A 19,234-nucleotide genomic window follows, 5' to 3' on the forward strand; every position below is an offset into this window, starting at 1 on the left:
TGGATAGAGTCCGTCCCCGATATGCCTATTCTCTGATCCAAGCATCCAGCAAACGAAAAGTTTCTTTAGCCGAATGTATAATCTCATCCGGATCCTCCGCTGCATTGAGCAGCGCTTCCCGGAATTCGGTCCATCTTGGCTTGGTCTCTTGACCATATGCATAGAAATAACGTAGACCCGACTCCGGACTCAGTGGCAAGAACTTCATCAATTGTTTCGTAATGACTTGGCCACCAAGTGTGGATCCCTCAATAACATACAGATATCCCAATATTCGCGCTTGGCTGCTCAGCTCTGGCAATCGGCTGCACAGTGGCAATTGTGCAATCTCATCAGGAGTCATTCCCAGATGAATAAGATCTTCTTCCAATAGGTTCGATTTCGTTCGGATTTCCAGATCCAAACCAAGATGGTTCACGGCACCCTCTGCCATCAGCTGCGCTTCGGCCGGTTTAATAAATCCGTAAAATTTCGCTAAATAAGACCGATATTGATCCATGGTCAAGGTCTGATCGAAGGCAGCTTTGGCGTATGGATTCTGTTCGATTCGTTCATGCTGCGCTGCCGTCTCTTCTCTTAACCGTTCTAAAATCCGCGTGCTCATGGATAACCCCCTCAATGTCTCGAGCTGAAATGCAAGGACAAGCACATTTGTAACAAACCGCTAGAATTAGGTATCGGTCAGTCGATGAACCCTGCGATTAATATATCATAACGAGAATACTATGAATACATAGCTGGCTCAAAGGTGCCCGATATCATTCCTTTTTGAAAACAAATTCAATCTCTTCACTGCATTACCTCGGTTATGAACACCTTGTAACGGATACAGAGATAGCATTTGTTTTGCATGTTGAAACACCCTATAATAAGTTTACTTCGGACTGTAAAGGAGCTTATTTATGAAGACAATTGGACTAATCGGGGGAATGAGCTGGGAATCCTCCATTGAATACTACAGAATGATAAATGAGCAGGTGAGAAGCCAATTGGGTGGCCTCCACTCGGCCAAATGCCTTATGTACAGCGTGAACTTCGAAGAGATTGAACGCTATCAATCCGAGGGGAATTGGAAAAAAGCCGGTGAAACATTAGGTGAAGTTGCGCTTTCACTAGAAAAGGGCGGCGCCGATTTTATTGTGATATGTTCCAACACGATGCACATGGTACTAGATTATATAGAAGAAAGAATAAGGATCCCTGTACTGCACATTGCCGATGCTACGGCTAATCAAATCCATGAACATGGGATTCGTACAGTAGGCTTGCTTGGAACCAAATATACCATGGAGCAGAATTTTTATAAGCAACGATTAGAATCTAATGGTATTAAAGTGCTCATCCCCAATGAACAAGATCGAGAGATCGTAAATAAAGTGATATACGAGGAATTATGTCTCGGTAACATCCAATCGGATTCAAAAGCTCACTATAAAGAAGTTATTGAACGGCTTATTCAAGATGGAGCCGAAGGAATTATTCTGGGGTGTACGGAGATCGGATTATTAATAAAACCCGAAGATTCCAATGTTCCGCTCTTTGATACAACCCTCATACATGCCAGTGAAGCTGTTCATAAATCATTGGAAGCAGACTCTTAATTTAAAAACGGATATCGTTACAAGTTATCTATGCTGTTCAGCACCAGAATCAGCCCGGCAATACACAATACCCATGACAGAATCGATCCGGAGCTCTGGGCGATTTTCAGGCGCAGCTTCTCCAACGGACGCTGCATCATGCGGCCGAATACGAGGTGTAATCCAAGCAATATGACTGGAGGCAGCACCATCACGATATTGTATGCAGCCAGGATGGGCATCCATTGAACCGTTGTTAACTGAGCCGTAGTCATCAGCCCGATAGCCGCCAAGTACGGAAGGGCTGTTGCTACCTCCAGCAGGGACGTCGTGAATCCAAGTCCGATCATGGCTCCGAAGCTTTTGGATCTTGGACGGCGCGGCGCGGATGTTTTTTTCGTGGGGATAAAGAAACTAACGACAAACAGGACACCTCCGACAATGGTCATGATCCAGCTTACCGTTCGATTTTGAAAAATGCCGCTTACGGATTGCAGAACAGCATCCAAACCCAGCATAAGCGCAGCGCCTACCAGGAAGTAGAAGCCCGCCACTGTGAATAAATAAATGAATAAACGCGGGATTGGCCGGTCCCGTTCGGTCAAGAGCAAATACACCGTTACGCCAAGCGTAGCTGGACTCAGCATGTCCAAGAGTGATAAGGCTCCAATGGAGAGCAGCAGTTCCAACGTCAAGATGTCTCCCCCACTTCTACTTGTTCTTTGTCCTTTCGTAATACATAAATTTCGAATGCCTGTTCCATGAAATGAAGAAGGGCATCCTCGATGGGATATAATCCCATCTGCTCGGACTGCGCCGGAGATTTACGGATCTCCCACAGCTTATCTATGAAGGGATCTTCATCTTCAAATACCTCAAGTCGTTTCTCATCCATCCGTCGTACAATTCGCTGCACATCCGGTGAATAGGGACCGTCCTGCATCCGCCTTTTGAGCTGCCCCAACAGAGCAATCCACTCGAGAGAGTCGGGATCCGTGCTGTTCATATTAGGGAGTAAACTTAATAACTCCACTTCGCGCTTCTCAAACATCTGCTGCCTTAACGAATGCTTTAACGATGGGTCTCTTCCAGAGAGGTGAATCAATTTCTGAATAACGTCCCAGCTTGTCTCACCTTCCATCGCAATGCTATGAAGCACGGCCCGCAGCGCCGATTCCATCTGGGTCAGCTTCGTATTATTAGGTCAGCCAGAGATTTCTGGTTGGCCTAATAATACGAAAGCCCTAGCCATCGGGCTTTATTCTAATAAGACTTGAATTCACGCTATATTCAGAATGAACGTTCAAAAAACAAATAACGCCTCTTGAAGACTCAGGGAGTCAATAACAGCCGTTATCAGATTAATCTTCCTACCAATTCCAAAGGATTGTTACGGCGTCAGCCCTTTAGCCTGCAAATACGCTTGCTTGTATTCGGCTGCTTTATGGGCAATCAAGCTGTAATCCTGCCGCTTCAAAGCTTCGCTTGTCAGATCCGAGCCAATACCGACGGCTATAGCCCCCGCCTTAATCCATTCGCCAAGATTATCAAGCGAGACACCACCGGTCGGCATGATATTCGCCTGCGGCAGCGGGCCTTTGATCGCCTTGATCATCGACGGATCATACAGATTGCCAGGGAACAGCTTGACAATGTCCGCCCCCAGTTCCAGTGCTTCCTGGATTTCCTTGATCGTCATCACGCCCGGCATGACCGGAATCCGATAGCGGTTGCACAGCATGACGGTTTCCCTGCTTAGGCACGGCCCAACAACAAACTCGGCGCCGCTCAATATCGCAGCACGCGCAGTTTCCGGATCAAGCACTGTACCTACCCCGATGATGGCATAGGAGGAAGGGTCCTCGGCGTTCCATGAATATTTGCGCGACAATGTTTCAATAGCCCGGAGCGCAAACGGTACCGTCATCGTTACCTCGATCACTTTAATGCCGCCGGCAATCGCCTGTTCGGCCATCTCCACAACCTGCTCCGGCGTTTCGCCGCGCAGGACCGCGACCACGCCTTCTTCTGCTATTTTTTGAATCAGCTGCAATTTCTTCATCTTAACTCCTCTTTTCTATTCGATTACTACACAGAATACGATTCAAACGTACATTCCGCTCCGTTTATCGTTCTCGCTGAGCTGCCTGAAGCCATAACCTTCAGATGCAGCCGATCCTCGGTCATCCATCCTGTATACGCAACCTCAAACCCGCCGTCTGTCTTGAATTCCGGCGTGTGCCCGGACATTTGCCGTGCGAACGCCGCCAGTTGTCCGATCCCTCTGTTCTCCGCTTCCCGAACGGTCACCGCTTCTACGGTGAGAGCCACTCGAGGGCCATGGCAAACGGCCAGATGATATCCGGACTGCTCCCTAATGTCATAAACAGTCCCGGGGTTCAAATGTACGGCAAAATAAACCTCATCTACCTTGCCGTACAAAGCTTCGGACTCGTACAACCATTCCCCTTCCGGCAAAACGCCGACAACTTCTTCGCCTCCAGCACCCGCTGGTTCCGGCAGCGGATACAGCGCCACCACCACATTTTTGTGATACAGCACCTCCATCCACTCGCTTTGGTGGCGGGGATCGCTTCCTGAGGGATCATATCCCTCTCCCGGGTGAAAAAAATACAGCTGATTTGCCTTTCCGCCAGTGCGGACAGGAAGGCTGAACATCCAGCGCAGCTGCTCGTTGTCGAACTCACGAACCCGCTCCCACAATCCGCCCGCCGCAAAATGTTCCGTCACATAAGAATAGGAGTGCAGCTGCCGCATCTCGCCGTCAACCGATTTCATCAGAGCCTTGCGAACTTCGGTCGGTTCGCTTCGTTCTAGGGCAAGACGACGATTAGCTTCCGGAGCTTCGTGGAACAGAAAACCGGCATACTCTGTGCGCGGCATCTCCTCCGGCAGGCTAAAATCACCGAACTGGACATAATCGTGAAGCACGTTGGCATCCCTCGGTGCATCATGCGGCCATCCTCTAGAGTGGGCTCCTACCCACGCCCCTTTCAAATAAAAGGACGTGCGCAGGCTCCACAGCTCATCCAACAGTTCATGAAGCTCCCGCTTTAATTCCGGTTCCTCCATTAGTTCCAACGCGCAAGTTAACGCCTGCGTCCAATGCCAGAACCACGGCAGGCATCCGTATTCTGCCATACCTTCCCGCCTGAGCATGCTCAGGGTATCCCGAAGACTTTGTTTTCCGTCCTCCAGGAGTTCCTTATCATCGAACCAATGGCCGAATATTAGCTTGGCTGCCGTATATTTAGCCTCATGATGATTGCAAACGGTGAGCGGCTTGCGAAAAAAACCTCCGTGGTAGATGTGTTCCAGTCCAGCCTCAAACTCAGCCGCCAAGCCCTCGCTCATCTCACTTTCAAACTTGCGATGGAAAAAAAACATCAAGCTCCCCATTAATTCAATCGGCAGCGTGTGCGGACTCGCTGCTTCCGGCTTCGGCCCAAGGTTCAGCGGCCAGTGTCCGTACATCGGACTCTTCGCGTCCTTGTTCTGCAGTCGCAGCACACGACCCAGAACCTCCTCTGCCAGCCGTTTGCCTTCCTGCCGGTTAAACTGCGGATCAATCTCAAGGTCTAGCGAAGCCGCAAACAGATAAGAGGCATAGTAGAAGTTATCACGGACATCCCTATGAAACCACAGTCCGCTGGGTAATAGGGGCTGCCTCCATGCTTGTTCCGCAACGTTCCGAACAATCCGGTTCATTCTCTCTTTATATTCGTTCATTTGTTCTCCTTTCCCAATCCGATGGTAAAGCTGCTTCCCAACATAATGAAAATAAAAAAACGAACTAAAAGAAACCTAATTCGAACCTATATAAACATTAAAAACCTAAATGAACAAAAAGGGAAGCTATTTTTCAGAACCCATGCCATCATTTATCTTGTTTGCAGTAAAAGCCCGACCAGAGGAATGATCCGGCCGGGCATGTTGTACTCAATGAACTGTATTATCCTTGTCGTTATGGACTATTTGTCATCCCCATCCTGTACGAAATTGAGCACAGCTTCGTCCACTGCCGCGGTCTGTCCAAGGTCCGGTTGATCTGACAGCTCGACTTCGCAAGATTCGGGACCACCGTGCAGTTCAAAAAGAACCAGCTCGTTCTCCCCTTTACGCAATAAGGGGCCGGGAATATACAAGGCCTTCTGCGGCCCCTCGTTCCAGTACCGGCCGAGATTAAAGCCATTGATCCAGGCGACACCTTTGGTCCAGCCATCAAAGCGAAGAAACGTGTCTCCGATATCCTCCACCCGAAAGCTGCCGCGGTAAAATCGGGGCATGCCCGCGTTTTCCGACGGCATGGACAGCTTTTCTTGCTCCGCCCGCCCTTCATCCGTAACCGGTGTATAAGAGAGTGATGACAGCATCTCTGACTCCACTGGCAGGGTTCGGATCGTCCAGTCGTACAGGAACTGGTTATCGATTCTCACGCCTTCCGTGATCCCCTTGGGATCTCGGATTAGCGGCCCGTAATTGATCCGGCCCATGTTCTCTACGAGAATATCCAGCCTCGCTCCGCCTGCGGGTACGGTAATATCGAGAGGCTCTGATTTCCATCGTTCGATAACGCCAAGCGGCCGACCGTCCAGAAATACCTGCGCGCGATCACGAACCTCCTGAATATGCAGCTGCTGTCCTTGCCGCGGTCCCTGAATAAATGTGCTGTACAATATAAAGCCATAGGACTGTCCGAATTTTTCCATCGGCTGGGTGCATACGCTTTGGATCGGTTCTGAGAGATGCTCTAGATTGGCATCCGCAAACAGATCGGCCATTTCAGACAACGCGACCTTTCCGTAGGCTACCTTTGGAATGGGATCCGGGAAGACACACCCCGGCTTAAAACCATGCTTGCCGAGCACCAACCGCACCGCCTCATATTTCTCCGTCTGATCCCCCCATTCCGTCAAAGGGGCATCATAGTCGTAGCTTGTCGTTGTTGGCTCATATGCCTGGATGTGATTCGCTCCACTGTAAAAGCCGAAGTTGGTTCCGCCATGAAACATATACATATTAATCGAGGAACCCTTCTCAAGCATTTCATCCAGTACGCCGGCGACATCGGCCGCATCCCGCACATGATGGTCCTCCATCCAGTGATCAAACCAGCCGTTCCAGAATTCCATGACCATCAGCGGCTCTTCCGTGCGATACTCCCGGTATTTGCGGAAGGATTCTTCTACCCGGGATCCGAAATTCACCGTTGCATGCACATCGCCAAGCGTCCCGCCCAGCAGCATTTCGTCGGTTGGCCCATCCGAAGTAAAGAGAAGCACATCAACGCCGCGCCGAACCAGTCCTGCGCGTAAATACTCCAGATAAGCGTGGTCGTTGCCGTAACTGCCGTATTCATTCTCGACCTGAACCGCCAGAATCGGCCCTCCGTGTGTGGACAGCAGCGGAACCAGTCTCGGGATCAACTCGTCGTAATAATGATCCACCTTGCTTAAATAGAGCGGGTCACTGCAACGAAGCCGGATTTCTCCATAACCTAGCAGCCAGCCCGGCAAACCTCCAAATTCCCATTCCGCACAGATGAACGGGCTTGGTCTGACAATGACATGCAGGCCCAGTTTCCCGGCTATTTCGATAAACGATACAATATCGGCCATACCGCTAAAGTTAAATTCCCCTTCTTTGGGTTCATGTACATTCCATGCGATATATGTTTCAACGGTATTAAAGCCGCAGGCCTTTATTTTTAATAGCCTGTCCTCCCAATAATCAGGAACGACACGGAAATAGTGAATCGCTCCCGATATGATCCGGTACGGCTGCCCGTCCAGCAAGTACTGCCCGTTCTTCCATGTGAGCATTCCCATTACAGATCCCCTCCACACCTATAAAAATCCAACGTTTATTCCCCGCAGCGATAAACCGCCATGCTTTTGATTTTCGGACTTGCTGCCGATTTCACTACACGCAAACGCACCTTGTCGGGAGACACTGGAGCGAACGCATCGATTTTCTTGTGACCGATCGCGCTGCCGCGTGTAAGCTCGAGCCACGCTCCATCAATGAAGGCTTCCAGCACATATTGACTCACCCGTTCCCCGAAAGCAATATCCTCCATAACAACGACATGATCGATCACGCATGTTCGGGGAAGGATCAATTGGGCGACCTCTCCCGATCCCGAGCTTTCGGCCAGGGCATGACCAAACCGACGCTCGATCTCTCTGCCAAATGCCAGAAGCCGCTTTACATCGGCTTCCGGAAGCAGCCCGCGATGGTCTGGAGCGACGTTGAGCAGCAAGGTCGCCCCATGTCCGACCGACCGATAGTAGATTTCCATTAACTGATCAACGGACAACAGCAAGTGTTCTTCATCCGGATGCCAGAACCAGCGGTCTTTTCGGATGGGGACATCGCATTCCGCGGGCACCCAGCCCGGCGTCTCCGGCAGCCACTTCAGCGATTCTTCGCTGAACATGCTGCCCCGCAAAGAATCGGCCGTGTTCCAGCAAGGATACGGAGCCACGCCATCCTCATTGCCGACCCAACGGATCGTGGGTGCGCCCATATTAAACACCATGGCGCCGGGCTGATACCTTTTAACGAGATCCATGATACGGGGCCAGTCATATTCGCGGCCTTCCGCCCCTGCGCCGTCAAACCAAATTTCCACAAGCGGACCATAGCCCGATAAGAGCTCCTCCAATTGTCTACAATAAAAGTCATCATACTGTTGCGGGTCGGCATAACACGGCTCGTGCCTGTCCCAGGGGGATACATAAATACCGAAGCCGATGCCCTCTTCCCGGCAAGCATCCGCGCACTCTTTTACGACATCGCCCTGACCCTCCTTCCACGGACTCGAGGCTACGGAATAGTCCGTTGTCGCCGTCGGCCACAGGCAAAAACCGTCGTGGTGCTTGGCCGTCAATATGAAATAACGGAATCCGGCTTCCTTCGCGGACCGGACCCACTGTTTAGCATCCAGTTGGTCCGGATTAAACAAAGACGGAGCATCCTTGCCTTCCCCCCATTCCTGGTCGCAGAACGTATTGATTCCGAAATGGCAGAACATCCCGAGCTCCATGTCCTGCCAGGCTAGCTGCTCCAGCGAAGGAACAACAAGCTGGTCCTTAAGCTTTCTTGATATGGACATAACTTCCCCTCCAACTCTCACCAGTCGTAAAAAAAGGGCTTTGGGGAAGCCCGTTAAATGGCCCCCCGAAACCCGTTTCCTACCAGGATTCTCATACCTTGTGCATTGCCCCGTTACTTGACAACGCCTTTTTCGTTAATAATTTTTGTAGCCTCATCGACCATCCATTGTTGAACCTCATCAATCGGTTCGTTGCTGAGCATGAATTTCGCAAAGCCGTCATTAATGATCTTGGTCAATTCTGATGTATCCGTCATCATGACTTTGGCTGCATCAAGATACTGGATTTCATCACTAAACAGCGTATATTTCAACGACTCCATATCGTACTTATCCTCTTTACCGGCAACCAGCTTTGTCAACAATTCTTCGTTATTCGCTTTCTTGTAGCCAGAGAACTCGAGTCTGTTGTCCGAATCGGCTGTTGTCATGAATCTCATAAGCTTGAAGGATGCTTCCTTGTTGGTGGAATTGGCACCCAGCGCCAGCATATTGCCGCTGGTGAAGTATTTTCCTTCATACTCTTTAGGTTCCGATCCTGCAGGAGGCACAGGTACAGGAGCGAAAGCTGTTTTGAAATCATGCGGATATTGCTCGGTATTGCCTGGATCCGCTACCGTAAAGTTTCCTGTAAGTATCATAGCAGCTTCTTCATTAAAAAATTCAGTACGGTAGTTCAGCTTCGCGGCAAGCACGTCACTGTAAGGTTTGGCCGACTTGTCCGTCTCCTCCATATCTTTGCGGAGCTGGAAAAAGTATTTGTAGGTCGGATCTGCCAGAATGGTCGTTCCGTCCTCATATACGAACGGATCTTTCATCATAGTTTGCGCCGGAGCGTTCATATAAAGCTCCCATGTATGGAAGTAAGAACCGTAACGCTTGTCAACCCCTTCGCCCTTGGTCAGCTTTTTGGAATAGTCGCGGTAATCATCCCACGTCCAGCCGAATTTCGGAACCTCAAGTCCCGCTTCATCCAGGGCATCCTTGTTGAGCATCACATAGTTTGTGCTCTTGGTGTACTGCATGCCATAATACTTGTCTTCTAGCTTGGCATTAACAAAATATTCGTCTTCCGGAACGAGACTTTCCTGCTCATAGAACTCGTTCAGGGGAGCAAGGGCTCCACGTGAGGCCCGTTCGAGAACTCCGCCCAAGCTTGGGAATTGAATAACATCGATCGCTTCACCGGATGAGATCAGGAAATCCAACTTTTTCAACATTTCCACGGAATCGCCGGGAACCAGAACCACATGCTCGACCTTGATATTCGGATTCTGATCCATAAATTCCTGGAGCATGGCGTCCGTACCCGCCTGTTGAGCTTCGTTATCCCAGTTGTAGTACTTGACGGTAACCTGCTTGTCCGTCTGACCGCTTCCACCGTTCGTGCTGGCACCGCTTTCTGACCCGGATTTCCCGCAGCCGCTTAATACCAGGGTGCTCGCCAGGATCGTGCTAAGAATAACGGATAATCTGTGTTTACTTTTTTTCTTCATCTTACTTCCCCCTGCACAGATAAATTAGTTGTGGTGCTGTTTTCATGTTCATTATAGGCACCAGCATGGCTGATCAAGTGCACAATTTTGAGGTTCTAGGATTACATTTTTGACTTTTCGAACCTCTGAATTTTGACTTTAGACTTCGTATCAGCCTTTTACCCCGCCCAAAGCAATGCCGTTTATAACCTGCTTTTGCAATGCGATGAACACAATGACCAGCGGAATGATCGCCGAGACTGACGCCATCATCATAATGGCATAGTTGTTGGTGTAGTCATCACGGAACAGCGTCATCCCCAGAGGAATCGTGTATAAGTCCTTGTCCAGCAAGAAGATGAGCGGATTCTGGTAATCGTTCCAGGTCCATATGAATTTTATAATAGCCACCGTAGCAAGCACAGGCTTGCACAGCGGAACCATAATGGAAGCAAATGTCCGCAGATGACCCGCTCCGTCAATTCTGGCCGCTTCCAAGTATTCATCGCTGATCCCGTTCATAAATTGACGCAGCAGGAAGGTGAAGTAAATCGAGAACATGCTCATGAAGATGATGGCCTCATGCGTATTGTAGAGTCCAAACCAGCGAATGAGCAGAAACCGCGGAATGAGCGTCGCCTGATCCGGAATGATCATGAACGAGAGCAAGGCCATAAAAACAAGATTCCGTCCCTTGAATCGAATCTTCGTTAGCGCATAACCTGCCATGGAAGAGATAATCAGGGTGATTAGGGTCGTAATAATCGCTATTTTAAAAGAATTAAAATAGAAATCATAGAAGGGAACTCTTCCCATCCAGACCATCTTGAAATTGTACGCCAGATTCACCTTTTCCGGTATCCATTGAATCGGGAATCGCATAACATCCTTCTCATATTTAAAAGCCGCGGAAATCATCCAGATGAGCGGAACGAGAAACACAATGGACAATGCCCCCATGATAAAGGTGACTACCACTTTGGACAGGTTTTTTCGAAGAAGCTGCATGTACATTCCTCTCCCTCCTTATTCTTCATTTCTCATTTTCCAGGTGAGCGCGGTAATCAGACCGATAATCGCGAACAGCAGCCAGGAAATGGCCGAAGCGTATCCCATATTGTAATATTGAAAGCCTTCCTCATAGATGCGGAATACAAGCACGGTAGAAGAATTGTTCGGGCCGCCTTCCGTTAAAAATGCAATGATGTCAAACACTTTAAACGAGCCGATCAACATCGTAATCAACAGGAAGAAGGTTGTTGGACGAAGCATCGGAACCGTGATGGCAAAAAACTTTTTAATTGCACTGGCACCGTCAATATCCGCCGCTTCGTAAATCTCATTCGAAATGTTCGTGAGCCCTGCCATATAGATAATGATTGTGTAGCCCAGGCCCGCCCAGGAACTGATAATCGAGATCGCCAAGAGCGACGTTTTTGGATCGACCAGCCATTTCGGCGGATTGCTGATCCCGAGATCCATCAGAAACTGGTTGATCGGTCCCAGCGATGGGTGGAATAATGCACTCCACACCGCAGCAACTGCAATAATCGAAGAGATATAAGGAATGAAAAACGCGACTTTAAAATAACTCTTGAAGAACACGCTGTTGTGAATCAAAACCGATAGCACCAGAGCAATGGCAATCGGGATCGGCACCGTAAGAACCATATAGATCAAATTGTTTTTTATCGCTTGAATAATGGTCGGATCATGGAACATCTTGATGTAGTTATCCAGTCCGGTAAACTCGATCCCCTGGACACCCGACAGCATGTCCCAATCGGATAAACTTAAATACAAAGAAAATCCAAGAGCAAACACGTTTAATAGCAGCATCCCGACGATTTCCGGGGCCAGAAACAGCCACCCAATCAAAGCCTCTTTCCGCTTGGGAGTCCAAAACTTCCGCCGGCTCTTGGGCACTGGTTGTTGTACAGCCTCCATGTAGCATCACCTCAACAATTTGTAAGTTGTCATTATAGTAATATATCCGCCATCGGCAAGTAGGAGGGATTATGACCAGCCATGTGCAAGATTTTGACCTAATATAGCCCCACAAAGTGGAGCCTATGCCTTCGATGCTTACTCCAGCTACTTTGCAGGAGCCCAAAACAAAAAGCCCCACAAAGTGGAGCCTATGCTTCGATGCTTATTCCAAATACTTTGCGGGGACCCCAAAACATATAAATGCGAATATATTATTTCTTGCGCTTCGCTTAAAACGTATACATTCTAAAATCTTAAAAAGCCCTTGTTCGGGCGGCTTGCTCTTGCAGCTGCGAATTAAATCGTAACGGTCCGCTTACTTTCGCGCGGTGTACTTCGCTTTATATTCGCTGGGCGTGGTCCCCACGTATTTTTTAAACACTTTTGAAAAATACGTCCGATCCGAATAACCTAATCCCATGGCCAGAGACTCCAGATTTTGTCCGGACATTCTGAGCATTTTGGTGGCCATCTTCATTTTGTATTGATGCACGTAATCCGTAAAGGTCAACCCCGTCATCCGTTTGAAATATCGCGAAAAATAGCTCGGATTCAAAAACAGATAGCGTGCCATATCGATCGACGTAATGTTATCGTCAAGATGCTGATCGATATATTGCTGGATCACCTGCAGCTTCGGCTCATTCGTGGAGCTTCCCACTCCCGCTTGCCGGGTTCCGATAATCTGGGTCAGCTTTCTCTCCACCAGTTCCATCATATCCTCCAAGGTGCGAGCTAAAGCAAGATAAGCAAACAGATCCTCATCGAATTTGAGACTGGAGAACATCAGCTCGATACCTCGCAGCATGGAGGAAAGATCCCTGGCAAAGTCGGCCGGATCAATCGACAGCTCTTTCGCGTTGCCGGCGATTTTGTGCAGGGTCGTGCGGATACCGTCGAGATCCTGCTTGATGAGTTTCCGTTCCAGCTCCGAAACGTAGCTATCAAGAAATCCCTGAGGCGCGGCTTGAAACCACCGCGACCTTATTTGAGAAATTTCGGATATCGTATATTCGGAATTTTCATAAAACTCGCATTTGTCATGAAGAATTTCCTGATAGATGGAGCCAATCGAGCTTAATTCCATTTTGTCAGTAACCGCGATCACGTTCGGTTGTATTTTGAGAAAATGAACGCACTGATAACGCAGCCGCTGCAAATAATTATGGAGATGCAAGCTGGCATTCTGTGCGAGATTCACCCTAAAGTTATGCAGAATCACAATGTTCCCCTGCTCCATGAACGGCGTAATCCCTTCATACGATTCGGACAATTCCATCGCGATATTGTAGACAGCGTATAAAATCAGCGGAAATTCCGATTGTCTGAACCGCTTGTCAAAGCTGGAGAGCTGAATGCTGACCAGCCCCAGCATAAACCACGGATACGTCCAGGAGATGCCGATCTGCGCCGCATAAGCCAAGGTGGCCTCGGACGGAGAGCCATTGATTACCTTTTGCAGCAAATCCTGCCGAAAGAGCTGACTATTGTAACTCGCTGCCTCGCGATTAATCAGACCAGCCCGCGTCTTTAACAAGTGCATGGATTTGCCGAGGCTCTGTTCCAGCTGCTCTGCCGTAAGCTGATCTTTGATCAAATAGTCATCCGCCTGCAGTTTTACGGCCTGCTGGGCATAATGAAAATCCTCATGACACGTCAGGAAGATAATCCGAACTTCCGGCTTCATGCGAATAAAATGGTCCGCCAACTCAATGCCGTTTTTCTGTGGCAGTCCGATATCCGTAATGACAATGTCCGGCCGGACTTCCTCAAACATATGCATCGCTTTCGCGCTGGAATACGTACTGCCGGCTAACTGCAGATTGTTTGCCTCCCAGTCAATCATCTGTTGCAGTACCTTGAGCATAGGAACATCATCGTCTATGAGCATTACTCTGTACATCATTCTTCCTCTCCCTCTGGTAAAAAACCATGATGATGACTTTGGGGCAAGTACAGTGAAACTGACATTCCACCTTGCGGAAGGTTGGCGAGTGTCAAACTCGCTTCCTGTCCGAAGGTCAATCGGAGTCTTTGGATCACATTCATAAGACCGACCCTCTCATAAGCTCCATCCTGCTCGCCGCTTGGTCTTCCAAGTCTACGGTTTAGACATTGGAGCATGTCTTCATCGGCCTCGAAGCCATTGTTGATAATCTCGATTCTGATTCCGTCCGGGTTGTTTCGGGAACGGATCTCAATGCGTGGAGTTTGATGATCGACAAGCCCGTGGACGATGGCATTCTCAACGATGGGCTGCAAAATAAGTTTCGGCAAGATGAGTCCCTCGGTTTCCGGATCCAGATCAACCTCTAAATGAAGCGGAATTTCATTGCGGATTTTCATAATGTCAACATAGTGGCCCAGCAGCCTGCATTCCTCGCGTAAGGTGGCCGGCTCATTGACCTTGAGATAGGCTCGGAGCAAACTCATCAGGGAATCAATAATTCCACTGTGAAGCGTATCCTTCGTCAAGATCAGGCTGCATTTGATCGAATTCAGCGTGTTGATCAAAAAATGAGGGCGGATTTGCATAAACAAGGCCTCGAGCTCCATCACACGCTTCTGCTCCTGCTCCTGTTCGATATCATGGATCAGCCGCTGCAATTGATCGAGCATCGTATTCAGCGTCTGCCCCAATTCGGCGATATCATCCTTGCCCTTGACCTCCAGTCTGACATCCAGGTTTCCCATTCCGAACTGGCGTACGACCCGCTGCAGTTTAAGAATCGGGCTGTGCAGCCTCTTGGCGATCAGGATGGACATCCCGGAGAACACGAGAAACAGCAGCAGAACCCCGGCAAGACCGGTATAAAAAGTTCGGGAGATTTGCCCCGACCACTCTTTCTCCAAGGCCTCGTAAGCCAGCTTCCAGTTCGATTTCAATATGGTTCTGTCCGTTCGGACACTGCCCTTGGTCTCCGTATGATTCGGGATCAACCCGGAATTGCCTGCGATGAATTCCCCGTTTGCATCAAAGAGCGCCACCTTGCCGAAGTCGATCGTACCTAGCAGCTTGTTGAAGTAAATATCGGAAACGGCACTAAGTAATACGGACACTTGCCTCTTCTCTCGGCTGTCATAGATGACCCTGGCAATATAATAACTCTTGCCTTTCCCTGACGAGTCGCCGCCAGCCATCCCAAGCCATTGCAGGGTTTCTGGTTTACTGAGATCGACGCGCTCCATCAGTTTGTCGAGGCTTCCGTTAATGGCGGTCAAATCCTCCGTGCCGGATGAGATGACAAAATGCTGACGGTTGACCAAGTACATGCGAACGTTATTATTCAGCGGCTTGGAATTAATCAGGGAAAATACGTCCTGAATTTGTCTAAAATGTACATAATCCTGATAAGTAGCCAGCCGTTTGGTGTCTGCGAATGACTTCAGGATATTGCGAACATTCGTATCGTTCACGATAAAATGGGAAGCAAACGTGACATCGTCAATCGTCTTGCTCAGCTCATCCGTCATGACGTTCAGGACATTCTCGTTGCTGAGCTGCAGCTTCTCTACCATCGTATCCCGAATCAGAACAAACGAAATGATAGAAACCGCTATCAGCGGAATAAAGATCAGCAAAAGAAACGACAGCTGGATGCGTTTGTAGTAGGTGAATTTGAACATGTTCTCTACGCCTCTCTTATGCTCTTGTCCTCTTTATTCTATCAGTCCTCTGTGCTGGAAGCATTCATTAAATGATAACGGTTGCTTGCTTTTTTCTGCCTTGAAGGGTCATCAGAACAACCTCTCCAAAGATCTGCATGCCCTCCACCATATAAGAATCATAATGGCCGGACGGCGCACGGTGACTAACAACGAGAATAAACTCCTCTTCCATTCCCGGGAGCTGAATCCCACATGCCTCCGCTTGCCCGTCATGAACCCGCTCACCCGTATGACGGTATATCGGGACCATACGGACTTGCGGAGAATCCGTTTCGCCTGGACGATGTGGATACAGCACTTGCATGATGCTGATCAATCCTTTTCCCGTCCGGGAGTAAGTCACATTCGCATTCGGTTCCAGCAGGTTATATTCGCGGGATATCACGCCCTCGCCCACTTCTCCGCGCAGGCCGTCTGAGCGTACGGGGATAATCGATAGATTCGCCTCCCCGAGGGTGTTTGTACGGCATATCAATGACTCTGCTTCTATTCCGACTTCTCCTGGCGGGTGCGGAAAATGAAAATGCTGGGTAAAGGTATGCTGCTCAAGGCACATCAAGCTGTCGATCAGCAGCCAAAAATAAGGCTTTACAAAAATGATCCTTCTCCGCGGATACAACGGTTCATTCCCATAGAGATAGCCGTCATGCGCCCCCTCGACATAGTCAAACTCCGGCCTACTGACCCATTTGCAGCCCAGTGGTCCGGCCATCCGGTCGAAAGACCAGGTGTCCCTGACCCCGGTAAACCCGATTCCGTCGACAACTGTTGTGTTATGGGCTGAGCTCTCCTTCAATGCTTTTCTCAGCGGTGTATGGTCGCTATAGTTGTACCTTCCAAGATCGGTGAGCAGATCACGGCCGTAAGCATGGAGATCCACGTGCAGCATATCGGCGTGACCGTGGCCTCCGCCAAGCGGGCCGCAGTGAAAATAAAGGTACAATGCTTCTTCGTCCCAACCCGTTCGCATCGTATAATGCCCGGAATGGGTAAAAGCTCGACTCTGGGATGGCGGCTCTGCCGGAACCATAGCTTTGTACTTCCGGATTCCGTCTATGTCGAACAGCCAGGCATTATCATAATCCGGTCGAGCATTACCGCCATATCTCAGAACGGAATCCCCAAATAACCACGCGGCATAGGTCAGAATGCCACGGATATCGCTATCGTCGCTGTCTCCCAGCATCGGCTGCCTGTGATTTGGCTTCGCCCAGTACAGGGAGGCTTCGGCCATCTCGTGAACCGTACGCCGAAATGGACCGTCAAGCTCCAACCCGTTGAGATTGGCAAGGTGAATGCAGTCAAGATAACAAGCCAGCACCTCATGATGGTATGTAGGCGATTGCTCCCAATGAATGCCATCCGCCATAATTTGAAGCCTCGCCGTCTCCTTCAGTCTCACTTCTCCCATTTCCCGCCACCGTGCCGACTTGCTGAACTCCGGGAAGAACAGTGCAATATGGTACAAGCCGCAAGTTTCCAGTACTCCCCAGTTGCTGATATGCTTCCAGCTGGTGAAGGAAGCAGCCAGATACTCCCCGTGCTCGTGAAGCGAAATCAGCGTTTTACCGAGCAATGACGGAGTCAGGGAAGGGCTACCGATCACGTATCGAAGTGCCTTGATCCAGTTCACGCTGCGCAGACCCGCCTCGATCGGGCGCCATGTCAACGTATCCGTCGTTGGTTCTCCAGGGACCGGATTCCGATCCATCCAGTCTTCGAGCTGCTGGCTAAACACCGCCGCATACTTCTCATCGCCTGTCATCGCATACGCTTGTCCCAGCGCCACCCAGTAGCGGTGGCGATTCAACATATAAGCCCACTCCACGTCTTGATCGGGAATATGGCACCAGTCAATATCACCGTCAAATGTAACGGGAATCACACTACGTTCCATATCCCATGGAAAGCGGAACAGGAACGTCTGCTGCACCACCTCATCCGCCGTCTTCATGACGGTTTCCAGTTCATCTGCACAGAATTGCTTCACATAATCCGTAATTTTCTGCTTATCCTCACTGCTCATCCACCAACCGGGTGTCTTCCGACAGGAGAAGTGTTTATGCAGCTTACACAGCATATCGTGCCGATGACCTTGATCGTCTGCATCCTGCATCGAACGCATAACGGGATCCTCCAGATTCAAAAGAGCCAATACGGCATTCACTGAAGCTTCCGTGGCATCAGCGTTCATACCAATACCCCTTGCGCCCGGTCTCCATCCGAATCAAAGCTTCCAGGTAAAAATAATCCCCCCAGATCATGAAATCATTCGGGGACAATCCGCCGCGCACATGATAAGAACCATGCTGCAGCAGGCCCTCCGCTACTTTGCCGATCGTAGAATAATTTCTTACCAGCGAGGTCATGGAATCCTCCAGGCCTTGCTCAAAGTCGGTTCTTTCGGGATCCTCCTCATCCAAATGTCCAATCAGTTCCAGCAAGCCTGCTGCCACAATGGCGGAGGCCGAGCTGTCGCGATAAGTCTCGGCGGTTACGGGAGCATTAAAGTCCCAAAAGGCGACATGATCCTCCGGTAAGTGCTTTAGGAAATACCTCGCCATTCTTTTAGAGGTATCGAGGTATACAGGATCTCCTGTATATTGGTAAGCCAGCGCGAAGCCGTACACCCCCCACGCTTGTCCTCGCGTCCATGTCGAGCCGTTCGTAAAGCCCTGATGCGTGGCACCGCCGATCGGCTCCCCCGTATGCGGATCGAAGAAAAAGGTGTGGTATGAACTGTCATCTCCCCGCACCAGATAACGCCGTGTCTTCTCCGCCTGCATGACTGCGATGTCTCTATATACGGGATTGCCGGTTTGCTGTCCCGCCCAGAACAGCAGCGGCAGATTCATCAAACAATCGATAATGATGCGACCGCCCTCCTGTTTATCTCCTTCAGGACCCCACGCTTGAATATATCCTCCGTCTGGACGCCAGCGCTTTAGCAGCAAGTCCGCAGCCTCAAGCGTCAATTGGCGGGCGCTCTCATTCTTCTCAATGATCCACTCCGCTTTGGAGGACAAGGAATACAGAAATCCGATATCGTGATGATCAAGCACCTTTTTTTCTGCAAAGCGGCGGCGAAAATCTTCTACCGTTCGTTTTGCCCCCAATCGAAAGGCCTCGTCGCCCGTGTATTCATAACATAGCCAGAGAAGACCGCTCCAGAAACCGTTCGTCCAGTCGTCATTGTCATTCAGCAAATATGCGCCGTCCCTGCTGACGTGGGGAAATGTTGTCCCGAAGGTATCCATGTTTTTCCGGATTTTCTCTACAGCATCATTAATCGCATTACTCCACATAACTTCGTGCTCCCTTCAAATCCATCATGATTACGATTCATGATAAGGAGAGTCACCCAGTTCTTGTAGAGCCGATTT

The 19,234-nt window shown here is 49.6% G+C and carries 15 protein-coding genes; 1 reads left to right on the forward strand and 14 read right to left on the reverse strand.

What is annotated here, in order from left to right; genetic code table 11:
- Positions 1–25: 25 nt before the first annotated feature.
- Positions 26–604: a biliverdin-producing heme oxygenase gene (locus ACQKPA_RS07690; protein ID WP_427490955.1), complete on the reverse strand. Its 579-nt coding sequence runs from the start codon at positions 602–604 to the stop codon at positions 26–28.
- 298 nt (positions 605–902) lie between these two features.
- On the opposite strand from ACQKPA_RS07690, the gene ACQKPA_RS07695 reads away from it, so the two are divergent.
- Positions 903–1,601, forward strand: a complete 699-nt coding sequence (locus ACQKPA_RS07695; protein ID WP_427490957.1) for an aspartate/glutamate racemase family protein — start codon at positions 903–905, stop codon at positions 1,599–1,601.
- Positions 1,602–1,618: 17 nt separating this feature from the next.
- Here ACQKPA_RS07695 and ACQKPA_RS07700 read toward each other — a convergent pair whose 3' ends face one another.
- The 13 genes from ACQKPA_RS07700 to ACQKPA_RS07760 all read right to left on the reverse strand — a co-directional run bounded on the left by ACQKPA_RS07700 (position 1,619) and on the right by ACQKPA_RS07760 (position 19,156).
- Positions 1,619–2,275: a GAP family protein gene (locus ACQKPA_RS07700; protein WP_427490959.1), complete on the reverse strand. Its 657-nt coding sequence runs from the start codon at positions 2,273–2,275 to the stop codon at positions 1,619–1,621.
- The gene (locus ACQKPA_RS07705) at positions 2,272–2,760 is read right to left on the reverse strand and encodes a MerR family transcriptional regulator (protein WP_427490961.1); all 489 of its coding nucleotides are present in this window, start codon (positions 2,758–2,760) and stop codon (positions 2,272–2,274) included. Before ACQKPA_RS07705 ends, ACQKPA_RS07700 begins: the two co-directional genes overlap by 4 nt.
- A gap of 210 nt (positions 2,761–2,970) precedes the next feature.
- Positions 2,971–3,642: a bifunctional 2-keto-4-hydroxyglutarate aldolase/2-keto-3-deoxy-6-phosphogluconate aldolase gene (locus ACQKPA_RS07710; RefSeq protein ID WP_427490963.1), complete on the reverse strand. Its 672-nt coding sequence runs from the start codon at positions 3,640–3,642 to the stop codon at positions 2,971–2,973.
- 26 nt (positions 3,643–3,668) lie between these two features.
- The gene (locus ACQKPA_RS07715; protein ID WP_427490965.1) at positions 3,669–5,330 is read right to left on the reverse strand and encodes a hypothetical protein; all 1,662 of its coding nucleotides are present in this window, start codon (positions 5,328–5,330) and stop codon (positions 3,669–3,671) included.
- 242 nt (positions 5,331–5,572) lie between these two features.
- Positions 5,573–7,429, reverse strand: coding sequence for a beta-galactosidase (locus ACQKPA_RS07720; protein WP_427490967.1), 1,857 nt, complete (start codon positions 7,427–7,429; stop codon positions 5,573–5,575).
- A gap of 35 nt (positions 7,430–7,464) precedes the next feature.
- Positions 7,465–8,718 (reverse strand): alpha-L-fucosidase, encoded by a 1,254-nt coding sequence (locus tag ACQKPA_RS07725; RefSeq protein ID WP_427490969.1) that lies wholly within the window; start codon positions 8,716–8,718, stop codon positions 7,465–7,467.
- A gap of 113 nt (positions 8,719–8,831) precedes the next feature.
- Positions 8,832–10,214, reverse strand: coding sequence for an ABC transporter substrate-binding protein (locus tag ACQKPA_RS07730; protein WP_427490971.1), 1,383 nt, complete (start codon positions 10,212–10,214; stop codon positions 8,832–8,834).
- Between the two features lie 150 nt (positions 10,215–10,364).
- A complete protein-coding gene (locus tag ACQKPA_RS07735; RefSeq protein WP_397376704.1) occupies positions 10,365–11,201 on the reverse strand; it encodes a carbohydrate ABC transporter permease in 837 nt (278 codons plus the stop codon).
- A gap of 18 nt (positions 11,202–11,219) precedes the next feature.
- On the reverse strand, positions 11,220–12,140 hold the full coding sequence (locus ACQKPA_RS07740; RefSeq protein WP_220685558.1) for a carbohydrate ABC transporter permease: 921 nt from the start codon (positions 12,138–12,140) through the stop codon (positions 11,220–11,222).
- Between the two features lie 358 nt (positions 12,141–12,498).
- Positions 12,499–14,088 carry a response regulator transcription factor gene (locus ACQKPA_RS07745; RefSeq protein WP_427490973.1) on the reverse strand — a complete coding sequence of 530 codons (1,590 nt, stop codon included), beginning with the start codon at positions 14,086–14,088 and terminating at the stop codon, positions 12,499–12,501.
- Complete coding sequence (locus tag ACQKPA_RS07750; RefSeq protein WP_427490975.1) at positions 14,085–15,809, reverse strand: cache domain-containing sensor histidine kinase; 1,725 nt, start codon at positions 15,807–15,809, stop codon at positions 14,085–14,087. Before ACQKPA_RS07750 ends, ACQKPA_RS07745 begins: the two co-directional genes overlap by 4 nt.
- A gap of 67 nt (positions 15,810–15,876) precedes the next feature.
- Positions 15,877–18,045 carry an alginate lyase family protein gene (locus ACQKPA_RS07755; RefSeq protein WP_427490977.1) on the reverse strand — a complete coding sequence of 723 codons (2,169 nt, stop codon included), beginning with the start codon at positions 18,043–18,045 and terminating at the stop codon, positions 15,877–15,879.
- A complete protein-coding gene (locus ACQKPA_RS07760; RefSeq protein WP_427490979.1) occupies positions 18,035–19,156 on the reverse strand; it encodes a glycoside hydrolase family 88 protein in 1,122 nt (373 codons plus the stop codon). Before ACQKPA_RS07760 ends, ACQKPA_RS07755 begins: the two co-directional genes overlap by 11 nt.
- Between the last annotated feature and the right edge of the window lie 78 nt (positions 19,157–19,234).

The organism is Paenibacillus sp. NPDC093718, from assembly GCF_050279985.1.
Taxonomy (GTDB): Bacteria; Bacillota; Bacilli; order Paenibacillales; family Paenibacillaceae; genus Paenibacillus_AQ.

Excerpts from the sequence above, each read along its gene's own strand:
- ACQKPA_RS07690 (WP_427490955.1), bottom strand. The coding sequence starts at position 604 with ATGAGCACGCGGATTTTAGAACGGTTAAGAGAAGAGACGGCAGCGCAG.
- ACQKPA_RS07695 (WP_427490957.1), top strand. The coding sequence starts at position 903 with ATGAAGACAATTGGACTAATCGGGGGAATGAGCTGGGAATCCTCCATT.
- ACQKPA_RS07705 (WP_427490961.1), bottom strand. The coding sequence starts at position 2,760 with ATGGAATCGGCGCTGCGGGCCGTGCTTCATAGCATTGCGATGGAAGGT.
- ACQKPA_RS07710 (WP_427490963.1), bottom strand. The coding sequence starts at position 3,642 with ATGAAGAAATTGCAGCTGATTCAAAAAATAGCAGAAGAAGGCGTGGTC.
- ACQKPA_RS07715 (WP_427490965.1), bottom strand. The coding sequence starts at position 5,330 with ATGAACGAATATAAAGAGAGAATGAACCGGATTGTTCGGAACGTTGCG.
- ACQKPA_RS07720 (WP_427490967.1), bottom strand. The coding sequence starts at position 7,429 with ATGGGAATGCTCACATGGAAGAACGGGCAGTACTTGCTGGACGGGCAG.
- ACQKPA_RS07725 (WP_427490969.1), bottom strand. The coding sequence starts at position 8,718 with ATGTCCATATCAAGAAAGCTTAAGGACCAGCTTGTTGTTCCTTCGCTG.
- ACQKPA_RS07730 (WP_427490971.1), bottom strand. The coding sequence starts at position 10,214 with ATGAAGAAAAAAAGTAAACACAGATTATCCGTTATTCTTAGCACGATC.
- ACQKPA_RS07735 (WP_397376704.1), bottom strand. The coding sequence starts at position 11,201 with ATGCAGCTTCTTCGAAAAAACCTGTCCAAAGTGGTAGTCACCTTTATC.
- ACQKPA_RS07740 (WP_220685558.1), bottom strand. The coding sequence starts at position 12,140 with ATGGAGGCTGTACAACAACCAGTGCCCAAGAGCCGGCGGAAGTTTTGG.
- ACQKPA_RS07745 (WP_427490973.1), bottom strand. The coding sequence starts at position 14,088 with ATGATGTACAGAGTAATGCTCATAGACGATGATGTTCCTATGCTCAAG.
- ACQKPA_RS07750 (WP_427490975.1), bottom strand. The coding sequence starts at position 15,809 with ATGTTCAAATTCACCTACTACAAACGCATCCAGCTGTCGTTTCTTTTG.
- ACQKPA_RS07755 (WP_427490977.1), bottom strand. The coding sequence starts at position 18,045 with ATGAACGCTGATGCCACGGAAGCTTCAGTGAATGCCGTATTGGCTCTT.
- ACQKPA_RS07760 (WP_427490979.1), bottom strand. The coding sequence starts at position 19,156 with ATGTGGAGTAATGCGATTAATGATGCTGTAGAGAAAATCCGGAAAAAC.